Here is a 24192-nt window from a genome sequence, read left to right as displayed (position 1 = left end):
GTTACAATATAGCTACTTATCCTATTACTTTGAGCAATACCAAACGGGAGCAATACTCCCCAGGAGCAATGCCATGGCCAGCCGCAGCCTCGACAGGACCCGCAGCGAACTCACCGACTTCCTGATTCATCATCGCAACAAGCTGACGCCGGCTGACGTCGGCCTGCCGTCTACCGGCCGCCGCCGCACACCGGGGCTGCGGCGGGAGGAGGTGGCGACGCTGGCTGGCGTGGGGCTGACCTGGTACACCTGGTTCGAACAGGGGCGTGATATCAACGTCTCGGAGAGCTTCCTGCTCAGCGTCTCCAAGGCGCTCAAGCTCGACGACGCCGAATGCTGCCACCTGTTCCTGCTCGCCCATCGCCGCCCGCCACCGGTGGAGGCCTACCAGTGGCAGGCGATTCCGCCACTGATCCAGACCCTGATGGATGACATGGCCAGGCCCGCCTACGTGATGAACCTGCGCTGGGACGTCATCGCCTGGAACGCCACGGCCGATGCCCTTTTCGACTTCAGCAACAGGGAACCTGGCGAGCGCAACATGATGCGCCTGATGTTCGCCGACCCCGCGCTGCGCCGGCGCCTCCCCGACTGGCGGCAGGATGCCTCCCGCCTGCTGGCCCAGTTCCGCTGCGATCTGGCCGCTGCGCCAGAGGACCCGGCCATGCAGGAATTGATCGAAGCGCTCGCCAAGCTGTCGCCGGATTTCCGCCACTGGTGGGAACAGCCCAATCATGAAGCCTACCGTTACGGTATCGGCACCATGCTCGACGCCGATGCGAATCTCAGGGAGTACGAGCACACCACGCTGCTGGTGGACGAGCATCGCCATCTCAGGATGGTGGTTTATTTCGCCTCCACCACTTCTTTGGGATAAACCACAAAGGCCAACTTATTGCCATCACAGTCACGCACATAGGCCGCATAGAAACCTTCGGCGTATTGCGGTCGATAGCCTGGCGCGCCTTCGTCACTGCCGCCATTGTCGATGGCGATTCGATATAGCCTGTCGACCTGCTCAGGTTCGGCGAATTGGAAGGCCGTCATGGTGCCATTTCCCACGTTCGCTGCTTGACCATCGAAGGGATAGTTAACAAAAAACCTCGGGAAATCGAGATCATCTTCTCTCCCATAGGAAACGCACGAATCATCCTTCCAGCAGACATCCCAGCCCATTTCAGCAAAGAGTGGGTCATAGAATTCAAGTGCGTTATCGAGATCCTTGGTACCCACCATGGTGTAAGCAATCATGCTCCATTACCCTCCTTACGGATTTCTCATACCTCCGAACGACAGCGTAGCACTGCCTGTTTTCTGCGCCGCTGCTCCAGCGCCCAGCCCAGAGAGGGCAACACCAGCATCGCCGAGGCCCAGGCGCTGGCGGCGAAACCGACGTGCAGGAAGATGGGGCGATAGAGCAGCGCACCGACGAAAACGCACAGGTAGGTCACCGCACTGTTCAGTCCCATGATGGCGCCGCGCTGTGCCGGGTCGAGTTCCCCCAGGCGACGCAGCAGCAGGTTGAGACCGATATGGTTGGCGATACCCCACGCCAGGCAGAACACCAGCAACAGCCAGGGCAGCGACGCCGTGGCGCCGAGCCCCAGATAAATTAGGATCAGAGCGGCAAAGGTCAGACACGCTACGCTGCTCGGCTCATGGCGATCGACCCAGCGTCCCAGCGGCGCGGCAATGCCGAAGCCGGCGCCATAAATGGCAATGGTCAGCCCGGCAAAGGTAGTCGAGGCCATCAGCACGTCACTAAGATGCGGGCCGAGATAGCTGTAGAGACCATAGAACGCCGTCATGAATGCCGCCACATTGAGCAGTACGCTCGGCACCCCGCGCACACGCAGCGCTGTCAGCGGCGAGGTCGGCATCACCGCACGCACGCTGCCCCACTCCCGGCAACGGGCCACGCCCAATGCCAGGAACAGTGCCGCCCCCGCCAGCAGCGCAAAGACGGCTCGCCAGTGGAGGATATCTGCCAGCACCGCCGACAGGCTGACGCCCGCTATCAGGCTCAGCGTCCAGCCGCTGAGCACGAAGCTAAGGGTCTCACTCTCGCGCCCCTTCACGGCCACCTGGGCGGCCAAGGTATAGATCGCCGGCAGCGCTACACCGGCCGCCAGCCCGGCGAGTGCCTGGGCACCAATCAGGATTATCAGCGAGGGCGCGCTGCCCGCCAGCAGCAGTGCCGCCGCCAGCACCAGCAGGGCTCGCATCAGCGCCCGTTCGGCGCCGATGCGGTCGGCGATCGAGGCCAGGAAGAGTGCGCTGCCGGCAGTGGCCAAACCGTAAACCGCAGCCGCCGTCATCACATCGGCAGCGCTGACGCCCGGAAACGCTTTCGCCACCGAGGCAGCAATCGGGCTCAGCGCCAGCGAGTTGGCACCGATCACGGCAATAGCGGCGGTTAACAGAAGAAGGTGGCGGGTAATCACGGCTAGCTCCAGATGATATTCGACGCTAACATTAAAGAAAGGAATATCATTCGGAGCAATGACGATAATGCCGAACTCAGAAAAAACAGACATCGTTCGGGAGAAGGCCCTGGAGGCGCGTCCAATGGATGCCTTCGACCGAAGAATATTAGGAGAACTGGCCGAGGACGCCGGGCTCAGTTACGCCGACCTGGGCAATCGTGTCGGGCTTTCGGCCCCTGCGGTGCACGAGCGGGTCAAGCGGCTGCGTGCTACAGGACGCATACGCGGCACCGTGGCAGTGCTGGATGGGCCCGCCACCGGTAAGCCGTTCTTGGCCTTCGTCCATGTCGACGCCACCGGATGGGGCAAGAGCAAGGAGCTGCTGGCCCTCTCGGCACTGCCCGAAGTCGAGGAGATCCACTCGGTAGCCGGCGACGCCTGCATGCTGCTCAAGGTGCGCTGCGCCAGCAGTCGAGCCTTGGAAGGGCTGCTCGCCCGGCTCTATGCCCTACCCAGTGTCAAAGCCACGCGCAGCTATGTGGTGCTCTCCACCTACATGGAACGCACGCCCCAGGCAGCTATTACCGAGGCACTGGAGGAAGAGCATTACGAGCCGTCGACGAGTTCGTAAGTTCGCTCCCGCTCGAGCAGGGCGCGCTTGCGCTCCACGCCCCAGCGGTACCCGGAAAGCGCCCCGTCGCTGCGCACCACTCGGTGGCAGGGGATGGCCAGCGCGATGGTATTGGAGGCACAGGCACTGGCCACGGCGCGCACTGACTTGGGAGAGCCGATCCGCTCCGCCAGCTCCGCATAACTGATGGTGGCGCCCACGGGAATCTCGGTCAGCGCCTGCCAGACCCGCTGCTGAAAGGCAGTGCCGCGAATGTCCAGCGGCAGCGACAGCCCGATCTCCGGCGCTTCAATAAAACCCACCACCCGGGCCACCCAGGCGTCGAAATCCTTTCCTCCCGGGACCAGGCTGGCGCTGGCGAACCGATCCTGGAACTCCTGCAACAGCGGCTCAGGATCACTCCCCAGGGAAATGGCGCAAATGCCCTTTTCACTGGCCGCTACCAGTATCGTGCCCAGTGAGCATTCTCCCAGGGCAAAACGAATATTCATGCCCTCTCCTCCCGAACGGTAGCGCTTCGGCGTCATGCCGAGCATCTGGGTCGACGCGGCGTAGAAGCGTCCGCTGGAGTGGTAACCCGCTTCATAGATCGCCTCGGTCACCGTTTCGCTGTTCAACAGTTCGGCGCGCACCCGCTCGGCACGCCGCGCCACGCCGTAGGCCTTGGGTGTCAGGCCAGTGATCGACTTGAACACACGGTGAAAGTGGAAACGACTCAAGCCCGCCACCTCCGCCAGCTCGTCGAGGGAAGGCAGGGTGTCGGATGTTTCGATAAGCCGGCAAGCTCGGGCCACACTCTCGGCATGGCGCTGTGCCAGTGACACTTGATGGGGCCGGCAGCGCAGGCAGGGCCGATAGCCGGCGTGCTCGGCCGCCGGGCCATCGGCATGGAACTCGGCATTCTCACGCCGCGGCCGGCGCGATGGGCAGGTGGGCCGGCAATAGATCCCGGTGGTGCGCACCGCATAGACGAAGGCACCGTCCGCCGCGGCATCGCGGGCCAGTACCGCCGCCCATTTCGCTTCATCGGCTTCGAAGATGGCAAGTGACTCGATCGTTGTCTTATTCATGGCGGGCCTCCGCTGTGGATTCGGCGTTCACCGTGGATTCAGGATGACCCTTGGGCCCGCCTGCCACACTCCGTCCCTTGCTTTCAAAGCGAGCCCGTCTCTTCGTGTCATTCGCAGCATAGCATTGCCGGTTTTTTGTGATTCAGAGGCAAGAAGCGGAGTGAGCCCATCGGCGCCCTCCCTCAGGGTTCGACATGGGGTCGCAAACGACGCCCCCAATCAACCTAGAGAGGACAGCCAGATGAACTCACTTGCCGATAAAGTCGCCATCGTCACCGGTGCCAGCTCGGGCATCGGACATGCTGCGGCTCGTCTCTTCGCCAGCGCAGGCGCCAAGGTGGTAGTGAGCGCTCGCCGCAAGGAAGAACTCGATGCCCTGGTCGAAGCCATCGCACGCGACGGCGGCTCTGCCGTCGCTGTCAGTGGGGATGTGCGCGACGAAGGTTTGGCCGAGCGCCTGGTCACCACCGCCATTGAGCGCTTCGGAGGGCTCGATGTTGCCTTCAATAATGCCGGCATCGTGGGCCCTATGGCGCCCCTGCAGGACATGTCGCCGAGTGACTGGCAAGACATCCTGGAGACAAACCTGACCGCTGCTTTCCTGGGCGCCAAATACCAGGTCCCGGCGCTGCTGCAGCGAGGCGGCGGCAGCCTGCTGTTCACCTCGAGCTTCGTCGGTCATACCGTCGGCATGCCCGGCATGGCCGCCTATGCCGCCAGCAAAGCCGGCATCCTCGGCTTGATGAAATGCCTGTCTGCGGAGCTTGGGCCCAACGGCATTCGGGTCAATGCTCTGCTGCCCGGCGGCACCGATACTCCGGCGAGCATTACCAATGCCCCCGATGCCGGAGCGGAAGTTCTGGCATTCGTCGAAAACCTGCATGCCCTCAAGCGCATGGCCACGCCGGAGGAGATCGCCCGCGCGGCGCTCTACATGGCCTCCGACGATGCCAGCTTCGTCACCGGTACGGCGATGCTGGCCGATGGGGGCGCCTCGATCAGCCGCACCTGACCGACAAGTACAACGCTGCCGGGTTTCAACTCCGCCGCGGTCAGCGTTGTTGCTTGTCAAGAACGGCTTTGAGGTAATACCCGTAGTCGCGGAAGAAGGCAGTAGAGCACCGACTGGCCATAAGAAGCACGGCTATGGCCAGAAGCGTTCGATCAGTGTTGGTTCATGAGCCGTCGCTGTTCGGCCTGCTAAAACTGGATCCGGCAGACAAAGTGTTATTGCGCTTAACGCAGCAGGGAGAGTTGGCCGCAGATTCGGTCCACCGCCTTTCTCGGCCCAGCCAGCAAAACGCCTAATGGCGTCTGCTCTTCAAACGACGCAGAATTGATGCGCAACGTATAATCGGCGTAGTCGCTCGCCTCGAACGCAGCACGCATGTAGGTAAAACGAATCGGCAACTCCTCTGCGGCATGAAAGAGGCCAGGCAGTTCACTTTCCGGGACACAGAGGATCGGAAGTGGCACTCTGGTAATACCTTTGAGCAGGATGCCATCGGCTGAGGCAGTATCGTTCCCCACCAGCTCGGGTGAATGCTTCCCAAGGCTCATGCCAAGAACCGCAGCAAAGTTGGCAGCCAGGCCATTAGGCAAATTGCTGGCAAGCACGATAACGGATTTTATCGACATCATTCATCCTCCTGTTGAGGTTTTAGCCTGCCCAAACAAGTGCCTTGTATATTGAACAAAAATGATCTTTGCCAGTAGGGATGTGCTCATCAACCTGGACGCGGATGACCGTGAACGGTGACTACCCAAAAGCTTGTCGCGGATGCCACCTTCTTCCACACTGCCTGCCTCGTGCACTCTCTGGGCCATGGCTATGATGAAATCGCACCCTGATGCGCCGTATCATTCGACCTGGAACAACCACAATCACTATAACGACATGGAGCTAGCATGATCGCCGTTATTTTCGAAGTCATCCCCAAGTCCGGCCATCGCGACCAGTACCTCGACATCGCCGCCAGCCTGCGTCCTCTGCTCGACGAAATCGATGGCTTTATCTCCATCGAACGCTTCGAGAGTCTGACTCAACCGGGCAAGGTCCTCTCGCTCTCCTTCTGGCGCGACGAGGAGGCAGTGGCCGAATGGCGCCGGCTGGAACGCCACCGCGACGCCCAGACCATGGGCCGCGACCTGGTTTTCGACGACTATCGCCTGCGCGTCGCCACGGTCATGCGTGACTACGGCATGCACGAACGCGACCAGGCGCCTACCGATAGCCGCGAGCGCCACGACCGCTCTCCCCCCACAGAGTAAAAGGCACTCCCCAAGAGTGCTTCAATGAGCCTTTCCTATCGAACACGCTCGACCACACCAGTATTTTGGCTTCGAACAATTTCCTGCAATGAGACGCGGCAAATTATTCACTCCTCATCTCCCCGCTCAGGTTTTACGCTGACCGTCATTGATAAGGAGGCCGTTATGTCGTTAGCCAGTGCGCAATCCGTTCGTCGAGTGGTCGCTCAGCATCCCTCCAAGCGCGATGATATCGGTGATTTAATCACCCGTCGGCCGCTGCCGGGGCCGCAGCTAGAACAGCTCGATCCCTTTCTGTTCCTCAACCATCACGGACCGCAGACATATCCTGCCAATAACGGCGGGCTGCCGTTCGGCCCACACCCCCATCGCGGCTTTGAAACGGTGACCTTTATTCTGCAAGGGTCGCTGGCCCATGCGGATAGCGCCAAGCATCAAAGCGTGATCCACGCGGGGGGCGTTCAGTGGATGACGGCGGGCAGCGGTATCGTGCATGCGGAAATTTCGCCGCCCGAGTTTCTGCGCGACGGTGGCCCGTTGGAAATTCTACAGCTGTGGGTCAACCTGCCCGCTCACCTGAAAATGAGCGAGCCGCGCTATGTGGGGCTGCAGCAAGAATCGATACCCGCCATTGCGCTACCGGGTGGCGGGGAATTGAGCCTGATCGCCGGTGAGTGGCAGGGAGACACAGGCCCTATCGAAACGCTCACGGGGATATTCATGTCGACGCTGCGGCTGCCTACCGGGGCGCAGGAGCGACTACCCGTTGCCCCTGGTCGGCAGGTATTTCTCTATGTGGTAGAGGGTGATGTCACGGTGGGCGGCGAGCCAGCCAAGCCCCACCATCTGATCGAGGTGGATCGCGCCGGCGACAGCCTAGTGATCGACGCCAGCAGCGACGCGCGTCTGCTGTTTGGCCATGGGGAGGTCATTGATGAACCGGTCTACTCCCACGGGCCCTTCGTGATGAATACCCGCGAAGAGATCGTTCAAGCGATCGAGGACTACCAGCACGGTCGCTTTGGTGGGTTGGACGTCTAGCTATCGGTAGCTCTGCAGCTCGATCACACCCGTTTCTCGATGCAAGGCTATTAGGGGATATGCTCGATATCGGCATGGTCGACCAGGGTTTGTTCACTACCGTTGATATAGAGCCGCTTGCCCGAGCGCGGGTAGTCGCATACGTCCTGGGCCAACCGCTGTCCCACCACCAGGCACACCAGCGGTTCATCGCCATCGTTATACATCTCATGGGCCACACCGTTGATGGGGTAGCCAATAAAGTCGCCGGGGCGGATCGGCTGCTTGCGGTCGCCGAGCGTGGCCATGCCGACTCCTGACAGCACGTAGACGGCCTCCTCCTCGTAGCGATGGCAGTGGTACTCGGTGGAAAAGTGGCCGGGTGGCACACTGATCTGGTGGATCCCAAGCTGGGTCATGCCGACGGCATCCCCCAGCGACTTGTTGATGCGCACGGCCTCGGCATTGAGGAGGTGTACCTTCCTCACGCCTTCGAGCTCTTCTATGTCCTGTTTCGATAGATACATGCCGATTCTCCTCGTTTGGATTTGTCCGAAAAGCGCCTGCGCCTTGCCATGCGGGATAAGCCAGCGCCCTCTGCGCCTGGCCTTGTCAGCAAGGTAATGGCTAAATAGGACATATTACGTCCTACTAAAAAGGAAAATTCCAGCGTGGCCAACCCCACGGTTCGCGTTCTGACGCTACTGGAACTGCTGCAGAGCCACCGCCATATGAGCGGCCGGGAGCTGGCCGAACGGCTGGGCGTCGATCGCCGTACGCTGAGGCGCTACATCCAGGCCCTGGAGGAGCTCGGCATTCCCGTGACCACCGAGCGAGGGCGGCACGGCGGGTATCGCCTGATGCCTGGCTTCAAGCTGCCGCCGCTGATGTTCAGTAGTGAAGAGGCGCTGGCCGTCTCACTGGGGCTACTCGCCGCTCAGGGGCTGGGTATCGCCGAGACGGCTCCGGCACTGGCAACCGCACGGACCAAGCTGGAGCGGGTAATGCCCGCCAGACTGAAACAGCAAGCGCAAGCCCTGAGCGAAAGCGCGCGGCTCGAACTGCCCCCGGCACAAGCACCGGGCGACGAACGCTTGCTGATCCTGTTCGCCACTGCCACCCAGGCGCGGCAGCGGGTCCGGCTCGCCTACCGGGACGACCGGTCACGGCATAGTGACCGCGTGCTCAACCCCTACGGCCTGGTCTATCGTGAGGGGCGCTGGTATGTCAGCGGTTGGTGCCATTTGCGCCGCGACCTACGCAGCTTTCGCCTGGACCGCATCTCCGAGGCCACACTGCTCGAGGCCAGCTTCGAGCGCCCAACTGACTTCGACCCCGCCGAGCATCTGACCCAGAGTATCGCCAGCCTGCCCCGTGCAACTGCCGTCCGCGTGCGCTTGCACACCGAGCTGGCCAAGGCCGTCGAGAAACTCGGACGCAACATCGGCGTGTTCACGCCTGATGGAGACGCCGTAGTGCTGCATGCCCGCACCGACAGCCTGGCCTGGTTTGCCCGTCAGTTGGCCCACCAGCCCTACGACTTCGAGATCCTCGATCCACCCGAGCTTTGCGACGCCCTCTCGGCGCAGGCTGTCCGGTTGCAACGATTGGCAGCAAGAAAATAAATGTATGGGTGTCGAAATCGACTACGTTGAATCGACGAAGGGAAGTAGAACCGACAACAACCCTCCTGGAGACCCATCATGCAGCTTTCCACCTACTTAATCTTTGATGGCAACTGCCGTGACGCTTTCGAGTTCTATCAGCGCTGCTTCGACGCCAAACTCGAGGCCATGTCCACTTATGCTGAGATGCCCGACAGCGAGGACATGGAAATCCCCCCCGAGGCCCGCGACCTGGTCATGCACGCTCGTCTGCGCATCGGCGACCAGCTGTTGATGGCCTCGGATAATGCCCCCTTCTGCCCGGCGCCCTATGAAGGCATCAAGGGCGCGAGTATCGCGGTTGGCGTCGACTCAGTGCCCGAGGCTGAACGGCTCTTCAACGCGCTGGCCGACAACGGCACCGTGCAGATGCCGCTCGAGGAGACCTTCTGGGCTCACCGCTTCGGCATGCTGGAGGATAAGTTCGGCGTCGCTTGGATGATCAACTACGAAAAGGACGCGTAGAGGGCTGCTTTCTCTTCGCCGGTAGGCGCCGTTGAGAGCATTACGCATGGCAGGAGTGCGGCGCCTCTCGTCAGCCTGGCTTTTCCCCCAACTCAGGGTGTAATCATGCTAATCGATACACTGAACCCCGACTCCCAAGCCGCCTCGCGCCTGATAAGCCTCTCCGATGCGTACATGGCTAGTCTTTACCCAGCCGAGAGCAATCACATGATGAACCAGCAGGAATTGAAAAGCCCAGATACTCACTTTATTGGCGTTCACTGCGATAAAGAGGTCATTGGCTGCGGGGCCGTAAAATCAGTCAAGGAAGACGTCCATTACGGGGAAATCAAAAGAGTCTTCGTGCCCGTGGAGCATCGCGGGAAGGGCCTATCCAAACTCATCATGCAGGCACTTGAAGACCACCTTCGCTCGATGAACATCGCTGTCGCTCGGCTCGAAACCGGCGCCAGACAGCCCGAAGCCATCCAACTCTACAAGAAGCTAGGGTATCGAGAGTGTGGGCCCTTCGGAAAATATACACACGACCCGCTAAGCGTCTTCATGGAGAAGGAACTCGCCTCATAACGCTGCGTGGGACCTTGATATCAGCAGAGTCCCTCCTCCGCCGTACCCTTCCGCCTATCAGTCCGCAAGCCAGGAGCCCTCGCCCTAGCGAATCGCCATATCGGCAACGATGCCCACCGCTCAAGCGCGGGTTGGCGTGGGAATCACGGTTGGCGCTAAACGGTATCCAGTAGTGCTGACTGACCACACCAATGGAAACGCGCTCATCACCTGCCAACAGTCGAGCAGCGCTATTGTTGTTTTGTAGACCGAACATACTGTCAGGCTCCGTCGCTATCAGGTATTGACTCAGCATGCGCCACTGATGTCAGTCAAGAAACGCCACCGGTCGGCTCGGTGCCAATGCGCTGGCGCCTTGGTCTTGGGCTACGGCGCAGCAGCATCAACATGACGATGACCAGCCATGCCAGTGGAGCGATGAAAGCCAGCAAAGCGGCCGTAGATTGCAGCCCCACGGCAGTGTGGTAGACCAGCCGCACACCGCCGTCAGAGCGTGATTCGACAGCAATGAGCACGGCTCTCTGCAATCGACTCAGGGTGCCGATATCCGGCACCTCTATGGCAAGCTCATCCGCGATATCTCTCAACTCGGGCCATTGGCCTGCACTGTTGCCCTTCGACAGCGGTTTGAATCCTGGCCAGGGGTTGTACGGTACCATGTCCCGTAAGGCGAGGCTGCGTGCCTGAGAATCGGCGTAGACCGCAACTATCCCGGCCACGCGTCTTTCCAGCTGCGCGCGAACGTCCTCGTCCAGCGTGCGCAGCAGCTCTCTCCGATCGATGTAATCGAGCGTTCTAAGCGACAGCGGCAAGGACGCAGTGGCCGTCGGTTCGTCTTCCGTGAGCGCCGTCCAGCTTTGCACGCCCAGTAACGAGGTGATCATGTTCTTGCTGGCGAGGCAGTCGTCGCTTTGCGGGCAGAGACGCTGGAGGTCGGTAATGGTCAGGTCATCCAGGCTATTATACAACAACCCCAACGACAGTCGCCCAGGGGACGCTTCTTCCCAGAGCTCCTCTAATGCATACAGCGTGGGCAGATCCGTGTAGGCAGAGTAATCAAGGGAAGCCATGGCTTGGCCCCAGTAATAATCCCGGCAGGAGGTGCTGTAGGATAATGCCGGCCTTGATGGCTCGGGGTTCGCAAACAGGCCGCAAGACAGTTCGTTTCCGGTCGGCTTGAAGATGAGCCGGGTTCCGGCCGGTGGCACATACTCGCCGAGATCTTCGGGGGTATGCAGTACCAGTGGCGGATAGCCCAGCACGGTTCCCTTGAGGTCATAAAAAATCGCGGGCCACAGGCGCTGCCCATCCCACAGCATCAACGCGGCGCAAACACTCGCCAGTACCAGCGAGGCGCTCAGCCGAGAGCGTTTGCCTTGGAGCGACAGTAATCCCAAGCTCGCCCCGTAGACCAGCGGCAACCCCAGCAGCAACCCGGGCAGGCCCGCGCTTAGCTCTGGAGCCCATATGAACAGCAGATAGTGGCTGCTGGCAAGAACAGCCAGTACGCCGCAGGCCAGGGCTACTGCCATGGCTATTGCGCCCCACGAGCAGCAACGTACCAGAAACCAGAAAACATAGCCCACAGCCAACAGGGCGAGCGATACCCAGAGCACCGAAGCGGGTGCAGCCAACAGCGCTAACATTGTCCTACCCACATGCCACACCTGCTCAGTGTGCTGCCATGTGCATGCACGTAGTGCCGGATCAGACGGCCATCGGGTTCCAGCTCATAAGAGACACCGTGGCGCTGGCCGTTTTTGTCATAACGCGCTACGCCCAGCAGTTGTTCAGAGGGCGATGTGACCAGCCAGGTTCCCTGCTCCTTGCCTTTGCGAAACCAGCCCTGCCAGCGTGAGTCGGTGTCGGCCCTGAGCACCCAATAACCCTCTTTGGCACCATCGAGGTACTGGCCGCATTCGACCAGCTCGCCCGCTTCATTGCGCTCCTTGTGAACGCCTTCTTCGCTCAGCGCACAACCATCCGCATCCAGTGGCGGTGGCCCCAACTCTTCCAACAGCGAGGGGGCGATGCCCGCCATTGACCAAGTGGGGGCTGCAAACAGCAGCGCCAATGCAATATACCGCATGTCAGTAGATCTCCAGGGGCATGAAACGGTAGGTCCAGCGTTGCGAGCGCTCTCTGGGGTCATCTACTTGTAATTGCTCTATATGCGTCACTTCGCCATGAAACTTGAGCTGGTCTTCGGGGAATACAAAGGACTCCAGAGCAGGGTCTTTCAGGTCTGCAGCTCGCGCCATGGGCATCAGTGCCTCTCCATTGGCATCGAGAAAGCGAAAGCGACCAAAGAACTCGCGCGCGGGTTGGGCAGGATCCACGCTGGCCCCGGGCAGCGCCTCCAGCGGCACCAGCCATGGCAATTCACTCTGCTGGTAAGTCAAGGGCTGCCAGGTTACCTCGGCTGGACAACGCAACTCGCTCGTCGCCTCAAGGTCGTGAAAGAAGCGCTGCTCGCCATCCGTGCTTTGCAGCTCCCAGCGCACGCGGCCGAGATACTCCTCGGGCAGCTCGGCGTAGCGCGAGTACGATTTGGCGGACAGGCGGCGTTGCTGATAGTCCTCCACATCTTCGTCATAGCGGCCTATGGAGTAGACAAACAGCCGCTCTACCGGGCGCCATTGCAGCGGCAGGTCTGCCCCCACAACCTGGAGTTCACAGGTGTCGCTCATGGTGACGGGGAGAAAGAGCTCATGGTACTCGAGGTCCTGGGCGTGCATGGGCAAGTCTAGAGTCAGGTCTGTGTCCGTGTGCTGCAAGGGAAGGTGCCAGGTCGGCGGTATCGAGGCCCTGGTGCGTTGATCCCGTTCGGTTGAAAAACGCACATCGGCAACGCGCACCTCTTCCGTATGCAGCAGCGTTACCGGCAGTTCTGCAGGCGCTGCAGCATTGAAGCGCAGCTGATAGCTTTCAGCGATCGGGTCGGGTCTGGGTTGATTGCGAGCAGTATCCCAAAATGATGACGATGGGTAGCGTTTGGTGCGCCAACCTTGATGGGCAGGAGGCTCGACAGCAGTAAACTGCCAGCGTTGCTGCCCCGAGTTGGCGATCTCGACCCACCACTCCCATGGCAGGGCGCCGGGTTTGGCGGTCATTGAACTGCTGCCGGCTTGCAGTTTGTGTGGTTCGTCGGTGAGCTCCAGCTGGCGCGGCTCCGTTGAGGTCGTCTGGCGCTGTACGACGTCAGCCAGAACCGACGCCGGCTGTTCATAGGGACAGCTCTGGAAGCGCTGATCCCACCGCACCTCCAGCCGATACCCTGTCGCCGATGGCATCCAGTAGCGGGTACTCTGCTGCGACAGGTCAAGGTCGGCCTTGACGCCTACGCTGCTGGGATCTGCGGACAGCTGCAACTGTACTTCGGGAGCGCACAGCAGGCTGCCATCCTGCGCAAACAGGCGAAGGTTTTCCAGGCCGACAGGTGTATCCACGGTCAGTCCGGGCACGTCATTGGCGGGCAAGAGCAGATTGAACCAATAACGCCCATCCCCCCCGCTTGTGTATGGGTAGCCTTCAAAGCCGGCGGCAGGCTCCAGCGTACCACCAAGCTCGGTGGGCAGAATCACCTGAGTGTCCTGCGCTGTGGGCAGTTGAAAGGGCTCAAAGTCCTGGTCAGATAGGGTGTTTTGGCGCCCGCTACCGACGGCCAGACCGAAACCATACAAGACGGTCAGCCAGACCAGTGCAGCTGCCGAAGCGCCAATGAAGCGCGGTGTGCGACTCTCGGCCCATAGCCTTGTTCCGGTTTGCCTGAACGCGCTCGCGACGCGGGCGCGAATGGTTGGGCTAGGCCCTACTTCGGTGTTACGCGCCTCCTGCATGCTGGAGCTATCCTTGCTGATTTTTGGCGCTGGTAGGCTACAGGGTCGGCTTTGTTGCCACAAGCCGACCCGGCACCAGGCAGCCCGCAGGCTAGCCATGCCCCTCGATAATCGACCGGCAGGCGCGCTCTCTGGACGCAGCATCCAGTAGGCCCATGATCCAATCACGCACGGCGGCGATAGCCGGCTCCTCGAGTCGCTCGGGTGGGTAGACGAGGTGGAAGGGAGCAGCCTGTATCTCAGGGCCGAACGGCTGCACCAGCCGTCCCTGGCGCAACTCCTCCTCGATAAGGTAGCGACTCATCAGGGCCACGCCCTGCCCATCCAGGGCGGCGGCGATGCCATGGGTTTCGTCGGAGAACAACATGCTGGCGCTGACATCGAGCCCTGGCACCTGCACCTGCCGCTGCCAGGCAGCCCAGTCCACCGGCGTGGGCGAAGAGAAGTGCAACAGCGTATGCCGCACCAACTCGTCAGGCTCCTTCAGCCCAAGTCTAGGGCTGCAGGCCGGCACGAAGACATTGTCGAACAGCTTCTCCGCCACCAGCCCGGGCCAGGGGCCCTCGCCATAGCGAATCGCCATATCGGCGGTGATTCCATCCAGATCGACCGTTTCGTGGGAGACCTGAATGCTCAGGTCGATCTGCGGTTGCGCGTCGCGTAGCAGGCACACCCAGGGCAGTAGCCAGCGTGCAGCAACGGCCGGCGTGGTCGAGAGCGTTACCGCCTGGCGCGCCGGCGGCCGGCGCAGCTTGGTCACCGTCTCTGCAATGGCATCGAAGGAGTCGCTGAGTACCGCCAGCAGCGCCTGGCCCTGGGCCGTCAGTATCAGCTGGCGCGGCCGTCGCACGAACAGGGCCACGCCCAGGCTCTCCTCGAGTTGACGAATCTGGTGGCTGATCGCCGTCGGCGTCACCGACAGCTCCTGCGCAGCACGCTTGGCGCTGAGGTGTCGCGCCGCCGCTTCGAAGGCGCGCAGGGCTGAGAGGGAGGGGAGTCGGCGCGGCATCATGGCTGAGTTTTATTTTCCATTCGTGAAAAAGAATCGTCGTTTGTCGCCGCAGATGGCCTCTGGCTTGATGGCAGCAGCTGCTCACCGCAGCTGAAACAAGCTCACTCGAACGATACTACCTCCATTAGCGGAGAAAGCCCATGACACGCATACTTCACCTCGACACCAGCCCACGTCCCGGCCGTGCCGGCAGCCAGGTCCACGGCTCGCACACCCGCCGACTGACGCACCACTTCATCTCACTCTGGCAGGCTCTTGAGCCAAAAACTGAGATCATCTATCGCGATCTCGGCGCCACCCCGCCACCGCTGACCAGCGTCGAGTGGATCGAAGCCGAGTTCACTCCAGCCGAACAGAGAACGGAAGCGATGTGGCAAGCACTGGCCGAGAGCAATGCACTGGTCGATGAGGTCATACAAGCCGACCTCCTGGTACTCGGCGTGCCCATGTACAACTTCGGCCCGCCGGCCGCGTTCAAGGCGTGGATCGATAATATCGTTCGCATCGGACGCACCGTCGATTTCGACCTGCAGCAAGGTGCCCATCCCTATGTCCCGCTGGAACACTACGCGCCACGGCTGGCCGACCGGCCGCGCCACGCGGTGCTGCTCTCCTCACGTGGCGGTTTCGGCTTCGACCCTCAGGGCCCTTTGTCCGCCTTCAACCACCTTGAACCTAGCGCGCGCACCGCCCTGCAATTTATCGGCATCGGCGGTTTTCACAGTATCGCCATCGAGCACCAGGAGGTGGGCGGCGAGCCCTTGGCGGCCTCGACGAAAAGCGCCCTTGAGCGTATCGATCGGCTGGTCGAGCAGCTGCAGGCCAACATGGCCACGCCAGGTATGCCGCTACCGGCATGAGGGTCAGGCAGGTATTACGAAAATGGGTCGAACGCCGGGGCGCGTCATCGCCCCGGCGTTGCAATCGCACCAGCCATTATGAGGCTTGGCCCACCGCCGCCTTGTCGGTCACCGGATCGGCCTTGGCGCCAGCCGCCTCGCGGCGCTCCGAGTAGCGGTCCACCAGCGTCTCGGCGTGGGGCCGCATTAGCAGGGTGAAGCGCACCAGCTCCTCCATCACATCAACAATGCGATCGTAGAGCGGCGATGGAAGCATGCGCCCAGCCTCGTCGAACTCCTGATACGCCTTGGGCACGCTGGACTGATTGGGGATAGTGACCATGCGCATCCAGCGGCCTAGCAGACGCAGGGTATTCACCGCATTGAACGACTGCGAGCCGCCGCTGACTTGCATCACCGCCAGGGTGCGCCCCTGGGTGGGCCGCACCGCGCCCATGCTCAGCGGCAGGTGATCGATCTGCGTCTTTATCACGCCGGTGATCTGGCCGTGGCGCTCGGGACTGCACCACACCTGGCCCTCGGACCAGATGGCCAATTCACGTAGTTCCCGCACCGCCGGGTGATCGTCGCCGGCTACCTGATCCGGCAGCGGCAGGTCGGAAGGATCGAAGATGCGCGTCTCGGCGCCGAAATGGCGCAGCAGCCGCGCCGCCTCTTCCACCGCCAGCCGTGAATAAGAACGCTCGCGCAGCGAACCGTAGAGCAGCAGGATGCGCGGCGGATGGCCGAGCGGATCGGGCAGATTCTCGCCGGGCCGCTGGCGGGCAAAGCGCTCGTCGAGCGCAGGCAGATAGTCGGGATCGGACAGCGGGCGCAGTCTCATGTCGCCTCCTTCATGGGGTGGTGTTGAAGAACCTGCAGCGCCACCAGGGCCGAGAGGCCCAGAGCGGCGGAGAACAGCAGCGCCTGGGTGCCGAAGCGCTCGATCAACAGGGCAAAAGCCAACGGCGCCAGCGCCTGGCCGAAGCGCGCCGGCACCATCAGGATCCCTTGGCGTAGCCCGTAGCCGTGTGGGCCGAAGATCGCCAGCGGCAGCGTGCCCTTGGCGATGGTTAGAATGCCGTTGCCGGCGCCGTGCAGCAGCACGAATAGCGTGGCCAGCGGCGCCCCAAGCGCCATCACACCGAGGGCGCCAAGGGGGTGGGCGACCACCGCCAGCTTTGCCGAGAACAGCGGATGAAAGCGCCGCAGCAGCGAGAACTCGAGCAGTCTTGCGGCCACCTGGGCCGGCCCCACCAGTGCCGCGGCGGCAATCGCGGCCGCCGGCGACAGGCCCGCAATCTGCAGCAGCCACGGCAGATGTGCGGCCATGGCGGTGCTGACGAACCAGGTCACGGCGAAGACATAGGCCAACAGCGCCATCGGCAGCCAGGACGCGCTGGCCTCGCCCGCCGCCGTCTCGGCAGGGGTCGCTGGTGGCTGAATACCGAACGGTATCAGCAGCCGATTGAGCGGCAGGCCCAGCAGCAGATGCACCGCAGCCCAGGTAAAGCAGGCGTTCTGCCAGCCGAACTCGGCGTTGAGCCAGCCAGTAATCGGCCAGCACACGGTACTGGCGAAGCCCGCCAGCAGCGTGATGCCGGTGATCGGACCGCGCGCCGCGCGACCATAGAGCCCCGTCAGGGTCGAGAAGGCCGATTCGTAAAGCCCCATGCCCATGCCGACGCCGATCACCAGCCACCCCACCCACAGCATCAGCGGTCCGCTGGCCAGCCCCAACAGCACCAGGCCCAGGGCGAATACCAGGCTCGACGCCGCCAGCACGTCGCGCCCACCGAAGTGATCGATGCGTCGCCCCACCGCCGGCCCCAGAATCGCCGACACCACCAGCGCCGAGGAGAAGGCGGCGAAGACCGTGCCGGTGGAGAGGCCGAGATCCCGCGCCATGGGCACGGCGAGGATGGCCGGCAGATAGTAGGTCGAGCCCCAGGCCAGGGTCTGGGATACCCCTAGGGCAACGACGACGCCGGTACGCGAGCTCACCAGACACCTCGACCATCGAGGTATATAGCCCGGCAAGAATGCTCTGCCCCCATTGCGATCACTCCTTGGATGGTATTGCCCCACCTGCCATGCGGCGGCTCGCGAGGATGCAGTCGGTGGCTTCGAGCCAGGCATCCACCGCCATCTGGAAGGCCTCCCGCCCTTTGTCCGTCAGCGCATAGACCTTGCGCGAGCGACCCTGCACGACTTCGGCGCTCGAACTCAGGTAGCCCCCCGCCTCGAACTCGTTGAGCATCGGGTAGACCGTGCCCTCCGACGGGCTGCAGCAACCCTTGGTGCTCCTCTCCACCGCCTGCACCACCTCATAGCCGTGCATCGGCTTGCGGTGCAGCACGCTGAGCACGAAGAACTTCGACAGCGACATCTTGATCGTACCGTGCCAGTACGAGGGATCGCTGTAGTCGGGGATCTTGCGGCCCGCGGCCGATTCGCTTTTCGTCTGGGTCATGGCGGAAACTTATACCTCGACGCTCGAGGCGTCAAGATCGACCAGCAAACTACAGCTGGCGGGACCATACCTGGCCTACTGAATCGCACCGTGTCGAAAGTGCACTGCCCGATTCGACTTCAGGAGTGAGGAACATCAGCCGCACCATCACAGGAGGAAACCCCCATGCACGATCACGAAGTCATTCACCCGTCCATCGCCAGCCGCAGCGACTGGCTGGCCGCACGCAAGGCCCTACTGGAACGCGAGAAAGCACTGACACGTGAAATGGACGCGGTGAATGCCGCACGACGGCGGCTACCCATGGTGCGACTCGATAAGCCATACGCCTTCGACGGCCCGAACGGCAAGACCCGCCTGCTCGACCTGTTCGAGGGCCGGCGTCAGCTCATCATCTACCACTTCATGTTCGACCCAGAATGGGAGAAAGGTTGCGGCGGCTGTACCGGATTGGTGAAATCGCTGGGCGATCTTTCGCTGCTGGGCGAGCGTAACACCAGCTTCGCGCTGGTTTCCCGGGCACCGTTGGCCAAGATCGAGGCCTACAAGGCCGACCAGGGCTGGCGCTGGCCCTGGGTGTCGTCTTACGGCAGCGACTTCAACTACGACTTTCACGTCACCCTGGACTCGGCTATTGCCCCGCCCCAGTACAACTACCGTGGCCAGGCGGAGCTCGAGTCACGCTGCAGCGAAGAACCGCACTTCACCAAAGGCGAGTGCCACGGCCTTAGCGTCTTCTTCCATCTGGATGGGGAGGTCTTCCACACCTACTCGACCTACGCCCGGGGCTGCGAGAGCCTCACCGACGCCTATGCCCTACTCGACAGAACGCCCTATGGTCGCCAGGAGGATTTCGAGGACTCACCGCAAGGGTGGCCTCAGCGGCCGACCTATGGTTGAGCTTCGCGGCCATAGCGTCGCCGCACATGGTCGAGATAGCCGCCCGGCGTGAAGCCGGTCACGGCCTTGAAGTCGTGAATGAAGTGCGATTGGTCGCAGTAGCCGGCGACAAAGGCGGTATCGGTCAGGGAGTTGGCGGCTCCGCACTGCTTGATCAATTGGCGACAATGAGCGACGCGCAAGAGTCGAGCGTAACGCTTGGGCGAGAGCCCCACATGGCGCTGGAACAGCCGCTCCAGATGGCGCTGGCCGAACGGCAGCTCGTCGATCAGTGCGGCGATGCTGGCCTGACCGCGGTGGCGCTGCAGCCAGCCAAGCGATGATCTCAGCGCTACCGGTACCCGTTCCGCCTGGCGCAGCCTGGCCAGCAAGTAGTGCTCCAGCAGCGCGATGCGCTCCGCCAACTCGGGGGTCTCGAATAGCCGCTCCTGCAACAGGTCGAGTTCAAGCCGGCGCAGCGCATCGCCTGCCACCAGCTCAGCTCCTGCCAACCCGGACAGCGCCTCGCCGACGAACGGCAACGCCATGCCCGGCAGGAAGCGCACACCGAGCAGGTCGAGCGTTTCCCCCACCGCCAGCCGCGCCGTGCGCCGCTTGGGGCCATCCACCCAGCAGACGGCACGCAGTTGTTCGCCATCACGCTCGAGTACGCCACCGAAGTTGAATAACAGACCGGTAGCGCCATCCGGATGCAGCAGCTCCACCCCCGCCGCTTCGCTACTGGCTCGCCCCCTGGCCTGCCAGAAACACTGCACATAGGGGCGCAGTAAAGCACAGGGTGCGAAGCGCCTGAGTATCAGGCCGGTGGCCATCTGCACTGCGGGTCGAAAATCTACAATGCCGCTGCTGTCGGCCGGGCTAGGGTGATGTCCTACCTTCACTCAGGAGACCTCCAATGCGTATGAACTACTTCTCTGCAAGCCCCGAAGGCCTCGCGGCCATGCTCGGCCTGCAGCGCTACGTCCACACAGCCGACGAAGACGGTGAGCTAGACGATGGCCTGCTGGCGCTGGTCTATACCCGAGTGTCGCAGATCAATGGCTGCGCCTATTGCATCGACATGCACACCAAGGACGCGCGCAAGGCCGGCGAAACCGAGCAGCGGCTGTACGCGCTGAGCGCCTGGCGTGAAACGCCCTTCTACACCGAACGTGAGCGCGCCGCCCTGGCCTGGGCCGAGGCCAATACGCTCATCGCCGGGCACGGTATCGACGACGCGCTGTTCGAGGCCACCCGCGAGCGCTTCTCCGAGAAGGGCATTGCCGACCTCACCCTGGCGATCTGCACCATCAACGCCTGGAACCGCCTGGCGATCAGCTTCGCCGCTGACGCCGGCAGCTACCGGCCCTGACCCACCATAATGCCAAGCTTGCTTGACAAAACCACAAATGCCAAACAAGCTTGGCATATGCACAATCATGTTCGTTCGCTGCCCCTCGCCTTCCGCCTGGCGCGTTTCTTCGACAAACCCGTCGAGGAGGTATTCGATGACAGAGCACCGTGATGCATCAGCCCATGACAAGCCCATGCTCGTGCCGCTGTGCGGCGTGGCCCTGGGCGTGGCGATATTCCTTACTTCCTGGCTGGCAGCGGCAGGCCAGCACACCCAGACTCATTTCTATGCTGACATTCTTAAGGGTTTTGGTCAGAAAATATGTCGCCCCCATCCAAGCCTGAAGCCTTCCGAATGGGTGCTCGACTGTCTGGCGCCTGAGACGCACCATTTCCGGCGTTACGGATAGATTCTATATCTTGAAGGATGCGACGCCGACATTACTCTCGCCTCGCCGAAAGTCGGGCAGCCGCCCCTCGATCCGAAGAGCAACGAGCCGGGCTTCCAGACTTTAGACCTCATTATCGCCAATCCAGGTTCCGTGCACACCGGCGGGCACCCAGGCAGGCAGTTCGATTGCAGCGACTGGGCGGGCACCGACCTGTGTTGCGTCCAGGACCCACAGCTCCGCCACGTTGCTACGCAGGTCAGTGACATAGGTTAATAACCATCCGTCATCTTCGCCGCGACCCTATGGGTCGGGAACGAAGCAGGGCTCGCCCGCATAGACGCCTATAGGAAGATCAAGCACCCAGCGCCGGTCGTACTCCATGTCATATTTGACGATCCCGTAACCGGCGCGCGTCGCGTCGGGGAAAACCACCGCATAGGCGAAGCGATTTTGCCGCCCGGTGAAGCCGGGGTGAATCATGGGGAATTCAATCGTAAGGTCATCGAGCAGCCCGACACGCGCCGTTCCTTGTCGCGGATCGATTATCCAGCGACTGCGCTTCGCTCCACTGACAGGGGCTGCTCCCTGTGGCGCTGCGCCATTGATAAAGGCTGAGGCTTTCCCCCAAGCGGCTTCGTCAAAGAACGGCCCCTCGACCACAAGGTGGCCATCTGCGTCTTCCCAGGCATTGGAGAAGTGCAGCATGTAATAGGGATCGACGTCGATCCACTGCACTCCCCCCTTGCTGCGGTCACGCGGCATAACGCCGATCCTGCCGCGATACTCCCTCTGCCACGTATAGGGAAAAGCAAGGTTGGAATGTAGATCAAGCGCTACGTTGGGATCGAACCAAATCACATAGTTTTCAGTGATGGCGAAGTCATGTATGACAGAACCGTTTGGCCCTTCGATCACCTCACTATGCACCAGCCGCCCCGAGGCATCCGCCACGTGGTAGGTCAAAGCAGCCGCAGGGCCTCGCGCTCGCCGTCTTTTGATATATCGATGCCATCGGGGTAGATGGCTGGCATATCGACGACCTCCACGGCAGGTAGCTTGGCCGCTGCCGCAGCCAACGCAACATTGGCCTTCGAGTGCGCAAGATCGGGGGGGAAAAGAAGAATGAGCGTCTTAGTCATGGGGCCGGATCTGCTAGACATCAGTCAGGCTCTGGAAGTAGCACCGGGTAAGTATCTTATCCCCGTTCGAGGTGGGAATTAGGCAGCCAGATTATTCAGCTGCCTGTCATGCTTCAAGGTATGGGGTTGACTGGTACTCAGTCCAGCGTATGCAAGATTTGCCAGGCAGCTTCGACACGCTCTGCATTGGGGTATCGCTTGTTTGCGAGAATCGCGATGCCTTTTTGCTGGGCGGGGATGAAGGCGGCATAGGCACCAAACCCACCGGTTGAGCCGGTCTTGTGGTACCAACGCTGCGCTTGCGGATCGCCCGAAGTGTTCAGCAAAGTAGCTGGCTGTGGCTCCAACGCCATCTCCGCAGTGGTACCAGCCTTTAGAGTGTCGAGCGTAACCGGCAGCGCATAGCTCTCCCAGCCCAGGCCCTGCTGCATGTCACCGATCGCAGCGTAGCCGTGCTGGGTCTCCAGCAGCCCTCGGGACATGGGATCATCTGGATGATAGGCATCGATATTGGCCTGGACAAAGCGGGCCAGATCCAAAGCAGTGGTCTTGATGCCATAGGCTTGGGCGTCCATGGCCCCCGGATTGACCCGCACGGGCTCATCGTCCTGATTGTAGCCCTGCGCATAGTGGTCGGCCTGACCTTCCGGCACCTCGAGCCAAGTGTGCTCCAGACCCAGTGCCGGCAGGAGCTGGTCCTGCATCAGCACCTTGAATGGTTCACCATAGCTCTTCGCTGCCAGCTCACCGAACAAACCGATGCTCGGGTTCGAGTAGAGGCGTTGAGTGCCCGCCGCAAACTCGGGCTGCCAGTTGCGGTAGTAGTCGTACACGTTGTCACGGGTCACGCCGTCGGGAAACTGCAGTGGCATTCCTCCGGCCATGTAGGTCGCAAGCTCAACCATGGAGACCTCGCCTACCGGGCTGCCAGTGAAGTCCGACTCAATGCTGGCGACAGTATCTGTCCAACCGAAGCCGCCCTTCTGATGGGCCCAGCCAGCAAGGGCCGAAGTGAAAATCTTGCTGACAGACCCCGCTTCGAACAGGGTGTGATCGTTCACGGCAAGCCCGGTGTCACGAGAGGCCACGCCATAATGACTGACGCACAGCACGCCATGATCAACCACCGCGACGGAAATACCGGCAATATCATGGCGACTCATCAGTGCATTGATCTGCTGGTCTATCGTGATGCTGTCGCAGGGCTCGGTTTCCGCCTGAACCGAACCGGCAGCGACAGCAAGTATCAGGGGTAGTAGGCGCATCGGCATGACAGGAATCTCCTTGGCGAAACAATCACTCATTTCATGTGGTCGTCAGCATTGGGCTGAGGCAGCAGAGTAATCAGGCGCGATAAGCCATACAACCGAGCATTTCTACCATCTGATACAAATTGGATTTATATCAGCTATGGATCGCCATCAACTTCCACTGAATGCATTGCGGGCTTTCGAAGCCTCGGCACGACACACCAGTTTTACCGGAGCTGCTTGAACTTTGTGTCAGCCAGGCAGCGGTCAGCCACCAAGTATGGTGCTCGCCGCCCCGCAGATGCAGGGCGCTAATCCCGAGGTAGGCGAAATCCTGAAAACGCACCGGGTGGAGAACACTCATCTGCTCGAGTGGCGCCTGCGGCGCGCCGTGGAGGAAGGCGAGTTGCTCCACTCGGCCGACTACCATTGCGATCGCCAATTACTTCGTCACCGTGCAGCATGGCATGTCGATCCAGGCCCGGGATGTCGCATCACGCGAAACGCTGCTGGCGACTGTCGACTGTGTCATGGCCAGTTGGGACGCCTTGATCTGCTGACCGCCCCCTAGATCTCCACCGCTTGCCCGGTCACCACGATGCCGCCCACCCCGGCGATGAAGGCGGTTTCGGAGTATCCCACCTCGGCGGCAATACGCTGCATCTCCACCGGCTCGGGCAGCGCCTCACGCAGCCATACCCCGGCCGGGTTGCCGCCGTTCGGATCGTCGGTGAAGGCCGCAAGGCGATATAGGGTGCCACTCATTGGGAAGCTCCTCGGGTGTGGATGGTGCTTTACGGGTATGGATGGTGCCTTAACAGAGTGGGCCGAAGGGAAGGATAGAACAGGCAGGACGATAACGAAGCGGCTATGTTTAGGCATTTCGCCGCCGGCATGGGAAG

Annotated in this window: 29 protein-coding genes and 2 pseudogenes; 13 read left to right on the top strand and 18 right to left on the bottom strand. The window is 61.7% G+C overall.

The annotated features are described in order from the left end of the window. Positions 1–73: 73 nt before the first annotated feature. Positions 74–877, top strand: a complete 804-nt coding sequence (locus IEI94_RS15695; protein WP_191168208.1) for a helix-turn-helix transcriptional regulator — start codon at positions 74–76, stop codon at positions 875–877. Here IEI94_RS15695 and IEI94_RS15690 read toward each other — a convergent pair. Together IEI94_RS15690 and IEI94_RS15685 are read right to left on the bottom strand one after the other, a co-directional pair. Then, positions 847–1251 carry a VOC family protein gene (locus IEI94_RS15690; RefSeq protein WP_191168207.1) on the bottom strand — a complete coding sequence of 135 codons (405 nt, stop codon included), beginning with the start codon at positions 1249–1251 and terminating at the stop codon, positions 847–849. The two genes, IEI94_RS15695 and IEI94_RS15690, sit on opposite strands and share 31 nt — an antisense overlap. Positions 1252–1277: 26 nt before the next feature. Further along, on the bottom strand, positions 1278–2444 hold the full coding sequence (locus IEI94_RS15685; RefSeq protein ID WP_318153408.1) for an MFS transporter: 1167 nt from the start codon (positions 2442–2444) through the stop codon (positions 1278–1280). A gap of 124 nt (positions 2445–2568) precedes the next feature. Here IEI94_RS15685 and IEI94_RS15680 point away from each other — a divergent pair, with 124 nt between their 5' ends. Beyond that, entirely contained in the window at positions 2569–3057 is a 489-nt protein-coding gene (locus IEI94_RS15680; RefSeq protein ID WP_224750165.1) for an Lrp/AsnC family transcriptional regulator, read from the top strand. Here IEI94_RS15680 and ada read toward each other — a convergent pair. Beyond that, on the bottom strand, positions 3033–4127 hold the full coding sequence (ada, locus tag IEI94_RS15675; protein ID WP_191168205.1) for a bifunctional DNA-binding transcriptional regulator/O6-methylguanine-DNA methyltransferase Ada: 1095 nt from the start codon (positions 4125–4127) through the stop codon (positions 3033–3035). The two genes, IEI94_RS15680 and ada, sit on opposite strands and share 25 nt — an antisense overlap. A 241-nt stretch (positions 4128–4368) precedes the next feature. Between ada and IEI94_RS15670 the strand changes: the two genes are divergently transcribed. After that, positions 4369–5139 (top strand): SDR family oxidoreductase, encoded by a 771-nt coding sequence (locus IEI94_RS15670; protein WP_191168204.1) that lies wholly within the window; start codon positions 4369–4371, stop codon positions 5137–5139. 224 nt (positions 5140–5363) lie between these two features. On the opposite strand, the gene IEI94_RS15665 is transcribed toward IEI94_RS15670, so the two are convergent. Beyond that, the gene (locus IEI94_RS15665; protein WP_224750164.1) at positions 5364–5768 is read right to left on the bottom strand and encodes a DUF2000 domain-containing protein; all 405 of its coding nucleotides are present in this window, start codon (positions 5766–5768) and stop codon (positions 5364–5366) included. A gap of 267 nt (positions 5769–6035) precedes the next feature. Between IEI94_RS15665 and IEI94_RS15660 the strand changes: the two genes are divergently transcribed. Continuing rightward, positions 6036–6398, top strand: coding sequence for an antibiotic biosynthesis monooxygenase family protein (locus IEI94_RS15660; protein WP_191168203.1), 363 nt, complete (start codon positions 6036–6038; stop codon positions 6396–6398). Between the two features lie 165 nt (positions 6399–6563). Continuing rightward, complete coding sequence (locus IEI94_RS15655; protein ID WP_191168202.1) at positions 6564–7439, top strand: pirin family protein; 876 nt, start codon at positions 6564–6566, stop codon at positions 7437–7439. Positions 7440–7489: 50 nt separating this feature from the next. On the opposite strand, the gene IEI94_RS15650 is transcribed toward IEI94_RS15655, so the two are convergent. Continuing rightward, positions 7490–7945, bottom strand: a complete 456-nt coding sequence (locus tag IEI94_RS15650) for a cupin domain-containing protein (RefSeq protein ID WP_191168201.1) — start codon at positions 7943–7945, stop codon at positions 7490–7492. 144 nt (positions 7946–8089) lie between these two features. Between IEI94_RS15650 and IEI94_RS15645 the strand changes: the two genes are divergently transcribed. The 3 genes from IEI94_RS15645 to IEI94_RS15635 all read left to right on the top strand — a co-directional run bounded on the left by IEI94_RS15645 (position 8090) and on the right by IEI94_RS15635 (position 10114). Then, the gene (locus IEI94_RS15645) at positions 8090–9043 is read left to right on the top strand and encodes a helix-turn-helix transcriptional regulator (RefSeq protein WP_191168200.1); all 954 of its coding nucleotides are present in this window, start codon (positions 8090–8092) and stop codon (positions 9041–9043) included. 78 nt (positions 9044–9121) lie between these two features. After that, positions 9122–9547, top strand: coding sequence for a VOC family protein (locus IEI94_RS15640; RefSeq protein ID WP_191168199.1), 426 nt, complete (start codon positions 9122–9124; stop codon positions 9545–9547). 105 nt (positions 9548–9652) lie between these two features. After that, the gene (locus tag IEI94_RS15635) at positions 9653–10114 is read left to right on the top strand and encodes a GNAT family N-acetyltransferase (protein WP_191168198.1); all 462 of its coding nucleotides are present in this window, start codon (positions 9653–9655) and stop codon (positions 10112–10114) included. Between the two features lie 311 nt (positions 10115–10425). Here the strand turns inward: IEI94_RS15635 and IEI94_RS15630 are convergent, their stop codons facing one another. The 4 genes from IEI94_RS15630 to gcvA form a co-directional block, all read right to left on the bottom strand. Next, a complete protein-coding gene (locus IEI94_RS15630; RefSeq protein WP_191168197.1) occupies positions 10426–11760 on the bottom strand; it encodes a hypothetical protein in 1335 nt (444 codons plus the stop codon). Continuing rightward, the gene (locus IEI94_RS15625; protein WP_191168196.1) at positions 11754–12203 is read right to left on the bottom strand and encodes a toxin-antitoxin system YwqK family antitoxin; all 450 of its coding nucleotides are present in this window, start codon (positions 12201–12203) and stop codon (positions 11754–11756) included. The genes IEI94_RS15630 and IEI94_RS15625 overlap by 7 nt, the downstream gene beginning before the upstream one ends. Before the next feature lies 1 nt (position 12204). Next, a complete protein-coding gene (locus IEI94_RS15620) occupies positions 12205–13953 on the bottom strand; it encodes a hypothetical protein (protein WP_191168195.1) in 1749 nt (582 codons plus the stop codon). Between the two features lie 91 nt (positions 13954–14044). After that, the gene (gcvA, locus tag IEI94_RS15615; RefSeq protein ID WP_191168194.1) at positions 14045–14965 is read right to left on the bottom strand and encodes a transcriptional regulator GcvA; all 921 of its coding nucleotides are present in this window, start codon (positions 14963–14965) and stop codon (positions 14045–14047) included. A 140-nt stretch (positions 14966–15105) separates the two neighbouring features. Here gcvA and IEI94_RS15610 point away from each other — a divergent pair, with 140 nt between their 5' ends. Then, complete coding sequence (locus IEI94_RS15610) at positions 15106–15825, top strand: FMN-dependent NADH-azoreductase (protein WP_191168193.1); 720 nt, start codon at positions 15106–15108, stop codon at positions 15823–15825. 76 nt (positions 15826–15901) lie between these two features. On the opposite strand, the gene arsH is transcribed toward IEI94_RS15610, so the two are convergent. The 3 genes from arsH to IEI94_RS15595 are packed head-to-tail and all read right to left on the bottom strand — an operon-like array spanning position 15902 to position 18277. Next, positions 15902–16648 carry an arsenical resistance protein ArsH gene (gene arsH, locus IEI94_RS15605; protein WP_191168192.1) on the bottom strand — a complete coding sequence of 249 codons (747 nt, stop codon included), beginning with the start codon at positions 16646–16648 and terminating at the stop codon, positions 15902–15904. After that, positions 16645–17808, bottom strand: a complete 1164-nt coding sequence (locus tag IEI94_RS15600) for an MFS transporter (protein ID WP_191168191.1) — start codon at positions 17806–17808, stop codon at positions 16645–16647. Before IEI94_RS15600 ends, arsH begins: the two co-directional genes overlap by 4 nt. Before the next feature lie 58 nt (positions 17809–17866). Further along, a complete protein-coding gene (locus IEI94_RS15595) occupies positions 17867–18277 on the bottom strand; it encodes a PadR family transcriptional regulator (RefSeq protein ID WP_224750163.1) in 411 nt (136 codons plus the stop codon). A gap of 165 nt (positions 18278–18442) precedes the next feature. Here IEI94_RS15595 and IEI94_RS15590 point away from each other — a divergent pair, with 165 nt between their 5' ends. Continuing rightward, on the top strand, positions 18443–19177 hold the full coding sequence (locus IEI94_RS15590; RefSeq protein ID WP_191168190.1) for a DUF899 domain-containing protein: 735 nt from the start codon (positions 18443–18445) through the stop codon (positions 19175–19177). On the opposite strand, the gene IEI94_RS22890 is transcribed toward IEI94_RS15590, so the two are convergent. Then, on the bottom strand, positions 19168–20058 hold the full coding sequence (locus IEI94_RS22890) for a helix-turn-helix domain-containing protein (RefSeq protein ID WP_191168189.1): 891 nt from the start codon (positions 20056–20058) through the stop codon (positions 19168–19170). The two genes, IEI94_RS15590 and IEI94_RS22890, sit on opposite strands and share 10 nt — an antisense overlap. 14 nt (positions 20059–20072) lie before the next feature. Here IEI94_RS22890 and IEI94_RS15580 point away from each other — a divergent pair, with 14 nt between their 5' ends. The 3 genes and pseudogenes from IEI94_RS15580 to IEI94_RS22980 all read left to right on the top strand — a co-directional run. Continuing rightward, positions 20073–20528: a carboxymuconolactone decarboxylase family protein gene (locus IEI94_RS15580; RefSeq protein WP_191168188.1), complete on the top strand. Its 456-nt coding sequence runs from the start codon at positions 20073–20075 to the stop codon at positions 20526–20528. A 136-nt stretch (positions 20529–20664) separates the two neighbouring features. Beyond that, positions 20665–20919: a hypothetical protein gene (locus tag IEI94_RS15575; protein WP_191168187.1), complete on the top strand. Its 255-nt coding sequence runs from the start codon at positions 20665–20667 to the stop codon at positions 20917–20919. A gap of 1 nt (position 20920) precedes the next feature. Further along, positions 20921–21021, top strand: a pseudogene (locus tag IEI94_RS22980) (type 1 glutamine amidotransferase domain-containing protein); the annotation flags it as partial. On the opposite strand, the pseudogene IEI94_RS15565 reads toward IEI94_RS22980, so the two are convergent. From IEI94_RS15565 to IEI94_RS15545, 5 genes and pseudogenes are all read right to left on the bottom strand, one after another. Further along, positions 21022–21816, bottom strand: a pseudogene (locus IEI94_RS15565) (carotenoid oxygenase family protein). A 44-nt stretch (positions 21817–21860) separates the two neighbouring features. Then, positions 21861–22040 carry a hypothetical protein gene (locus IEI94_RS15560; RefSeq protein ID WP_224750162.1) on the bottom strand — a complete coding sequence of 60 codons (180 nt, stop codon included), beginning with the start codon at positions 22038–22040 and terminating at the stop codon, positions 21861–21863. Between the two features lie 137 nt (positions 22041–22177). Beyond that, positions 22178–23344, bottom strand: a complete 1167-nt coding sequence (gene ampC / locus IEI94_RS15555) for a class C beta-lactamase (RefSeq protein WP_191168185.1) — start codon at positions 23342–23344, stop codon at positions 22178–22180. A gap of 100 nt (positions 23345–23444) precedes the next feature. Beyond that, on the bottom strand, positions 23445–23705 hold the full coding sequence (locus tag IEI94_RS22885; RefSeq protein WP_318153407.1) for a hypothetical protein: 261 nt from the start codon (positions 23703–23705) through the stop codon (positions 23445–23447). A 152-nt stretch (positions 23706–23857) separates the two neighbouring features. Further along, on the bottom strand, positions 23858–24055 hold the full coding sequence (locus tag IEI94_RS15545; protein WP_224750161.1) for a PhzF family phenazine biosynthesis protein: 198 nt from the start codon (positions 24053–24055) through the stop codon (positions 23858–23860). Positions 24056–24192 lie beyond the last annotated feature (137 nt).

Source organism: Halomonas sp. ML-15 (assembly GCF_014779595.1).
Classification (GTDB): Bacteria; Pseudomonadota; Gammaproteobacteria; order Pseudomonadales; family Halomonadaceae; genus Franzmannia.
The sequence above is the reverse complement of the archived record's forward strand: the minus strand, read 5'-3'. Positions and strand labels throughout refer to the sequence as shown.

What these genes read in the sequence shown, in the direction of transcription:
- IEI94_RS15695 (WP_191168208.1), top strand. Translation starts at nt 74, where the DNA reads ATGGCCAGCCGCAGCCTCGACAGGACCCGCAGCGAACTCACCGACTTC.
- IEI94_RS15690 (WP_191168207.1), bottom strand. Translation starts at nt 1,251, where the DNA reads ATGATTGCTTACACCATGGTGGGTACCAAGGATCTCGATAACGCACTT.
- IEI94_RS15680 (WP_224750165.1), top strand. Translation starts at nt 2,569, where the DNA reads ATGGATGCCTTCGACCGAAGAATATTAGGAGAACTGGCCGAGGACGCC.
- ada (WP_191168205.1), bottom strand. Translation starts at nt 4,127, where the DNA reads ATGAATAAGACAACGATCGAGTCACTTGCCATCTTCGAAGCCGATGAA.
- IEI94_RS15670 (WP_191168204.1), top strand. Translation starts at nt 4,369, where the DNA reads ATGAACTCACTTGCCGATAAAGTCGCCATCGTCACCGGTGCCAGCTCG.
- IEI94_RS15665 (WP_224750164.1), bottom strand. Translation starts at nt 5,768, where the DNA reads ATGATGTCGATAAAATCCGTTATCGTGCTTGCCAGCAATTTGCCTAAT.
- IEI94_RS15660 (WP_191168203.1), top strand. Translation starts at nt 6,036, where the DNA reads ATGATCGCCGTTATTTTCGAAGTCATCCCCAAGTCCGGCCATCGCGAC.
- IEI94_RS15655 (WP_191168202.1), top strand. Translation starts at nt 6,564, where the DNA reads ATGTCGTTAGCCAGTGCGCAATCCGTTCGTCGAGTGGTCGCTCAGCAT.
- IEI94_RS15650 (WP_191168201.1), bottom strand. Translation starts at nt 7,945, where the DNA reads ATGTATCTATCGAAACAGGACATAGAAGAGCTCGAAGGCGTGAGGAAG.
- IEI94_RS15640 (WP_191168199.1), top strand. Translation starts at nt 9,122, where the DNA reads ATGCAGCTTTCCACCTACTTAATCTTTGATGGCAACTGCCGTGACGCT.
- IEI94_RS15635 (WP_191168198.1), top strand. Translation starts at nt 9,653, where the DNA reads ATGCTAATCGATACACTGAACCCCGACTCCCAAGCCGCCTCGCGCCTG.
- IEI94_RS15630 (WP_191168197.1), bottom strand. Translation starts at nt 11,760, where the DNA reads ATGTTAGCGCTGTTGGCTGCACCCGCTTCGGTGCTCTGGGTATCGCTC.
- IEI94_RS15625 (WP_191168196.1), bottom strand. Translation starts at nt 12,203, where the DNA reads ATGCGGTATATTGCATTGGCGCTGCTGTTTGCAGCCCCCACTTGGTCA.
- IEI94_RS15620 (WP_191168195.1), bottom strand. Translation starts at nt 13,953, where the DNA reads ATGCAGGAGGCGCGTAACACCGAAGTAGGGCCTAGCCCAACCATTCGC.
- gcvA (WP_191168194.1), bottom strand. Translation starts at nt 14,965, where the DNA reads ATGATGCCGCGCCGACTCCCCTCCCTCTCAGCCCTGCGCGCCTTCGAA.
- IEI94_RS15610 (WP_191168193.1), top strand. Translation starts at nt 15,106, where the DNA reads ATGACACGCATACTTCACCTCGACACCAGCCCACGTCCCGGCCGTGCC.
- arsH (WP_191168192.1), bottom strand. Translation starts at nt 16,648, where the DNA reads ATGAGACTGCGCCCGCTGTCCGATCCCGACTATCTGCCTGCGCTCGAC.
- IEI94_RS15595 (WP_224750163.1), bottom strand. Translation starts at nt 18,277, where the DNA reads ATGACCCAGACGAAAAGCGAATCGGCCGCGGGCCGCAAGATCCCCGAC.
- IEI94_RS15590 (WP_191168190.1), top strand. Translation starts at nt 18,443, where the DNA reads ATGCACGATCACGAAGTCATTCACCCGTCCATCGCCAGCCGCAGCGAC.
- IEI94_RS15580 (WP_191168188.1), top strand. Translation starts at nt 20,073, where the DNA reads ATGCGTATGAACTACTTCTCTGCAAGCCCCGAAGGCCTCGCGGCCATG.
- IEI94_RS15575 (WP_191168187.1), top strand. Translation starts at nt 20,665, where the DNA reads ATGACAGAGCACCGTGATGCATCAGCCCATGACAAGCCCATGCTCGTG.
- IEI94_RS15560 (WP_224750162.1), bottom strand. Translation starts at nt 22,040, where the DNA reads ATGACTAAGACGCTCATTCTTCTTTTCCCCCCCGATCTTGCGCACTCG.
- ampC (WP_191168185.1), bottom strand. Translation starts at nt 23,344, where the DNA reads ATGAGTGATTGTTTCGCCAAGGAGATTCCTGTCATGCCGATGCGCCTA.
- IEI94_RS15545 (WP_224750161.1), bottom strand. Translation starts at nt 24,055, where the DNA reads ATGAGTGGCACCCTATATCGCCTTGCGGCCTTCACCGACGATCCGAAC.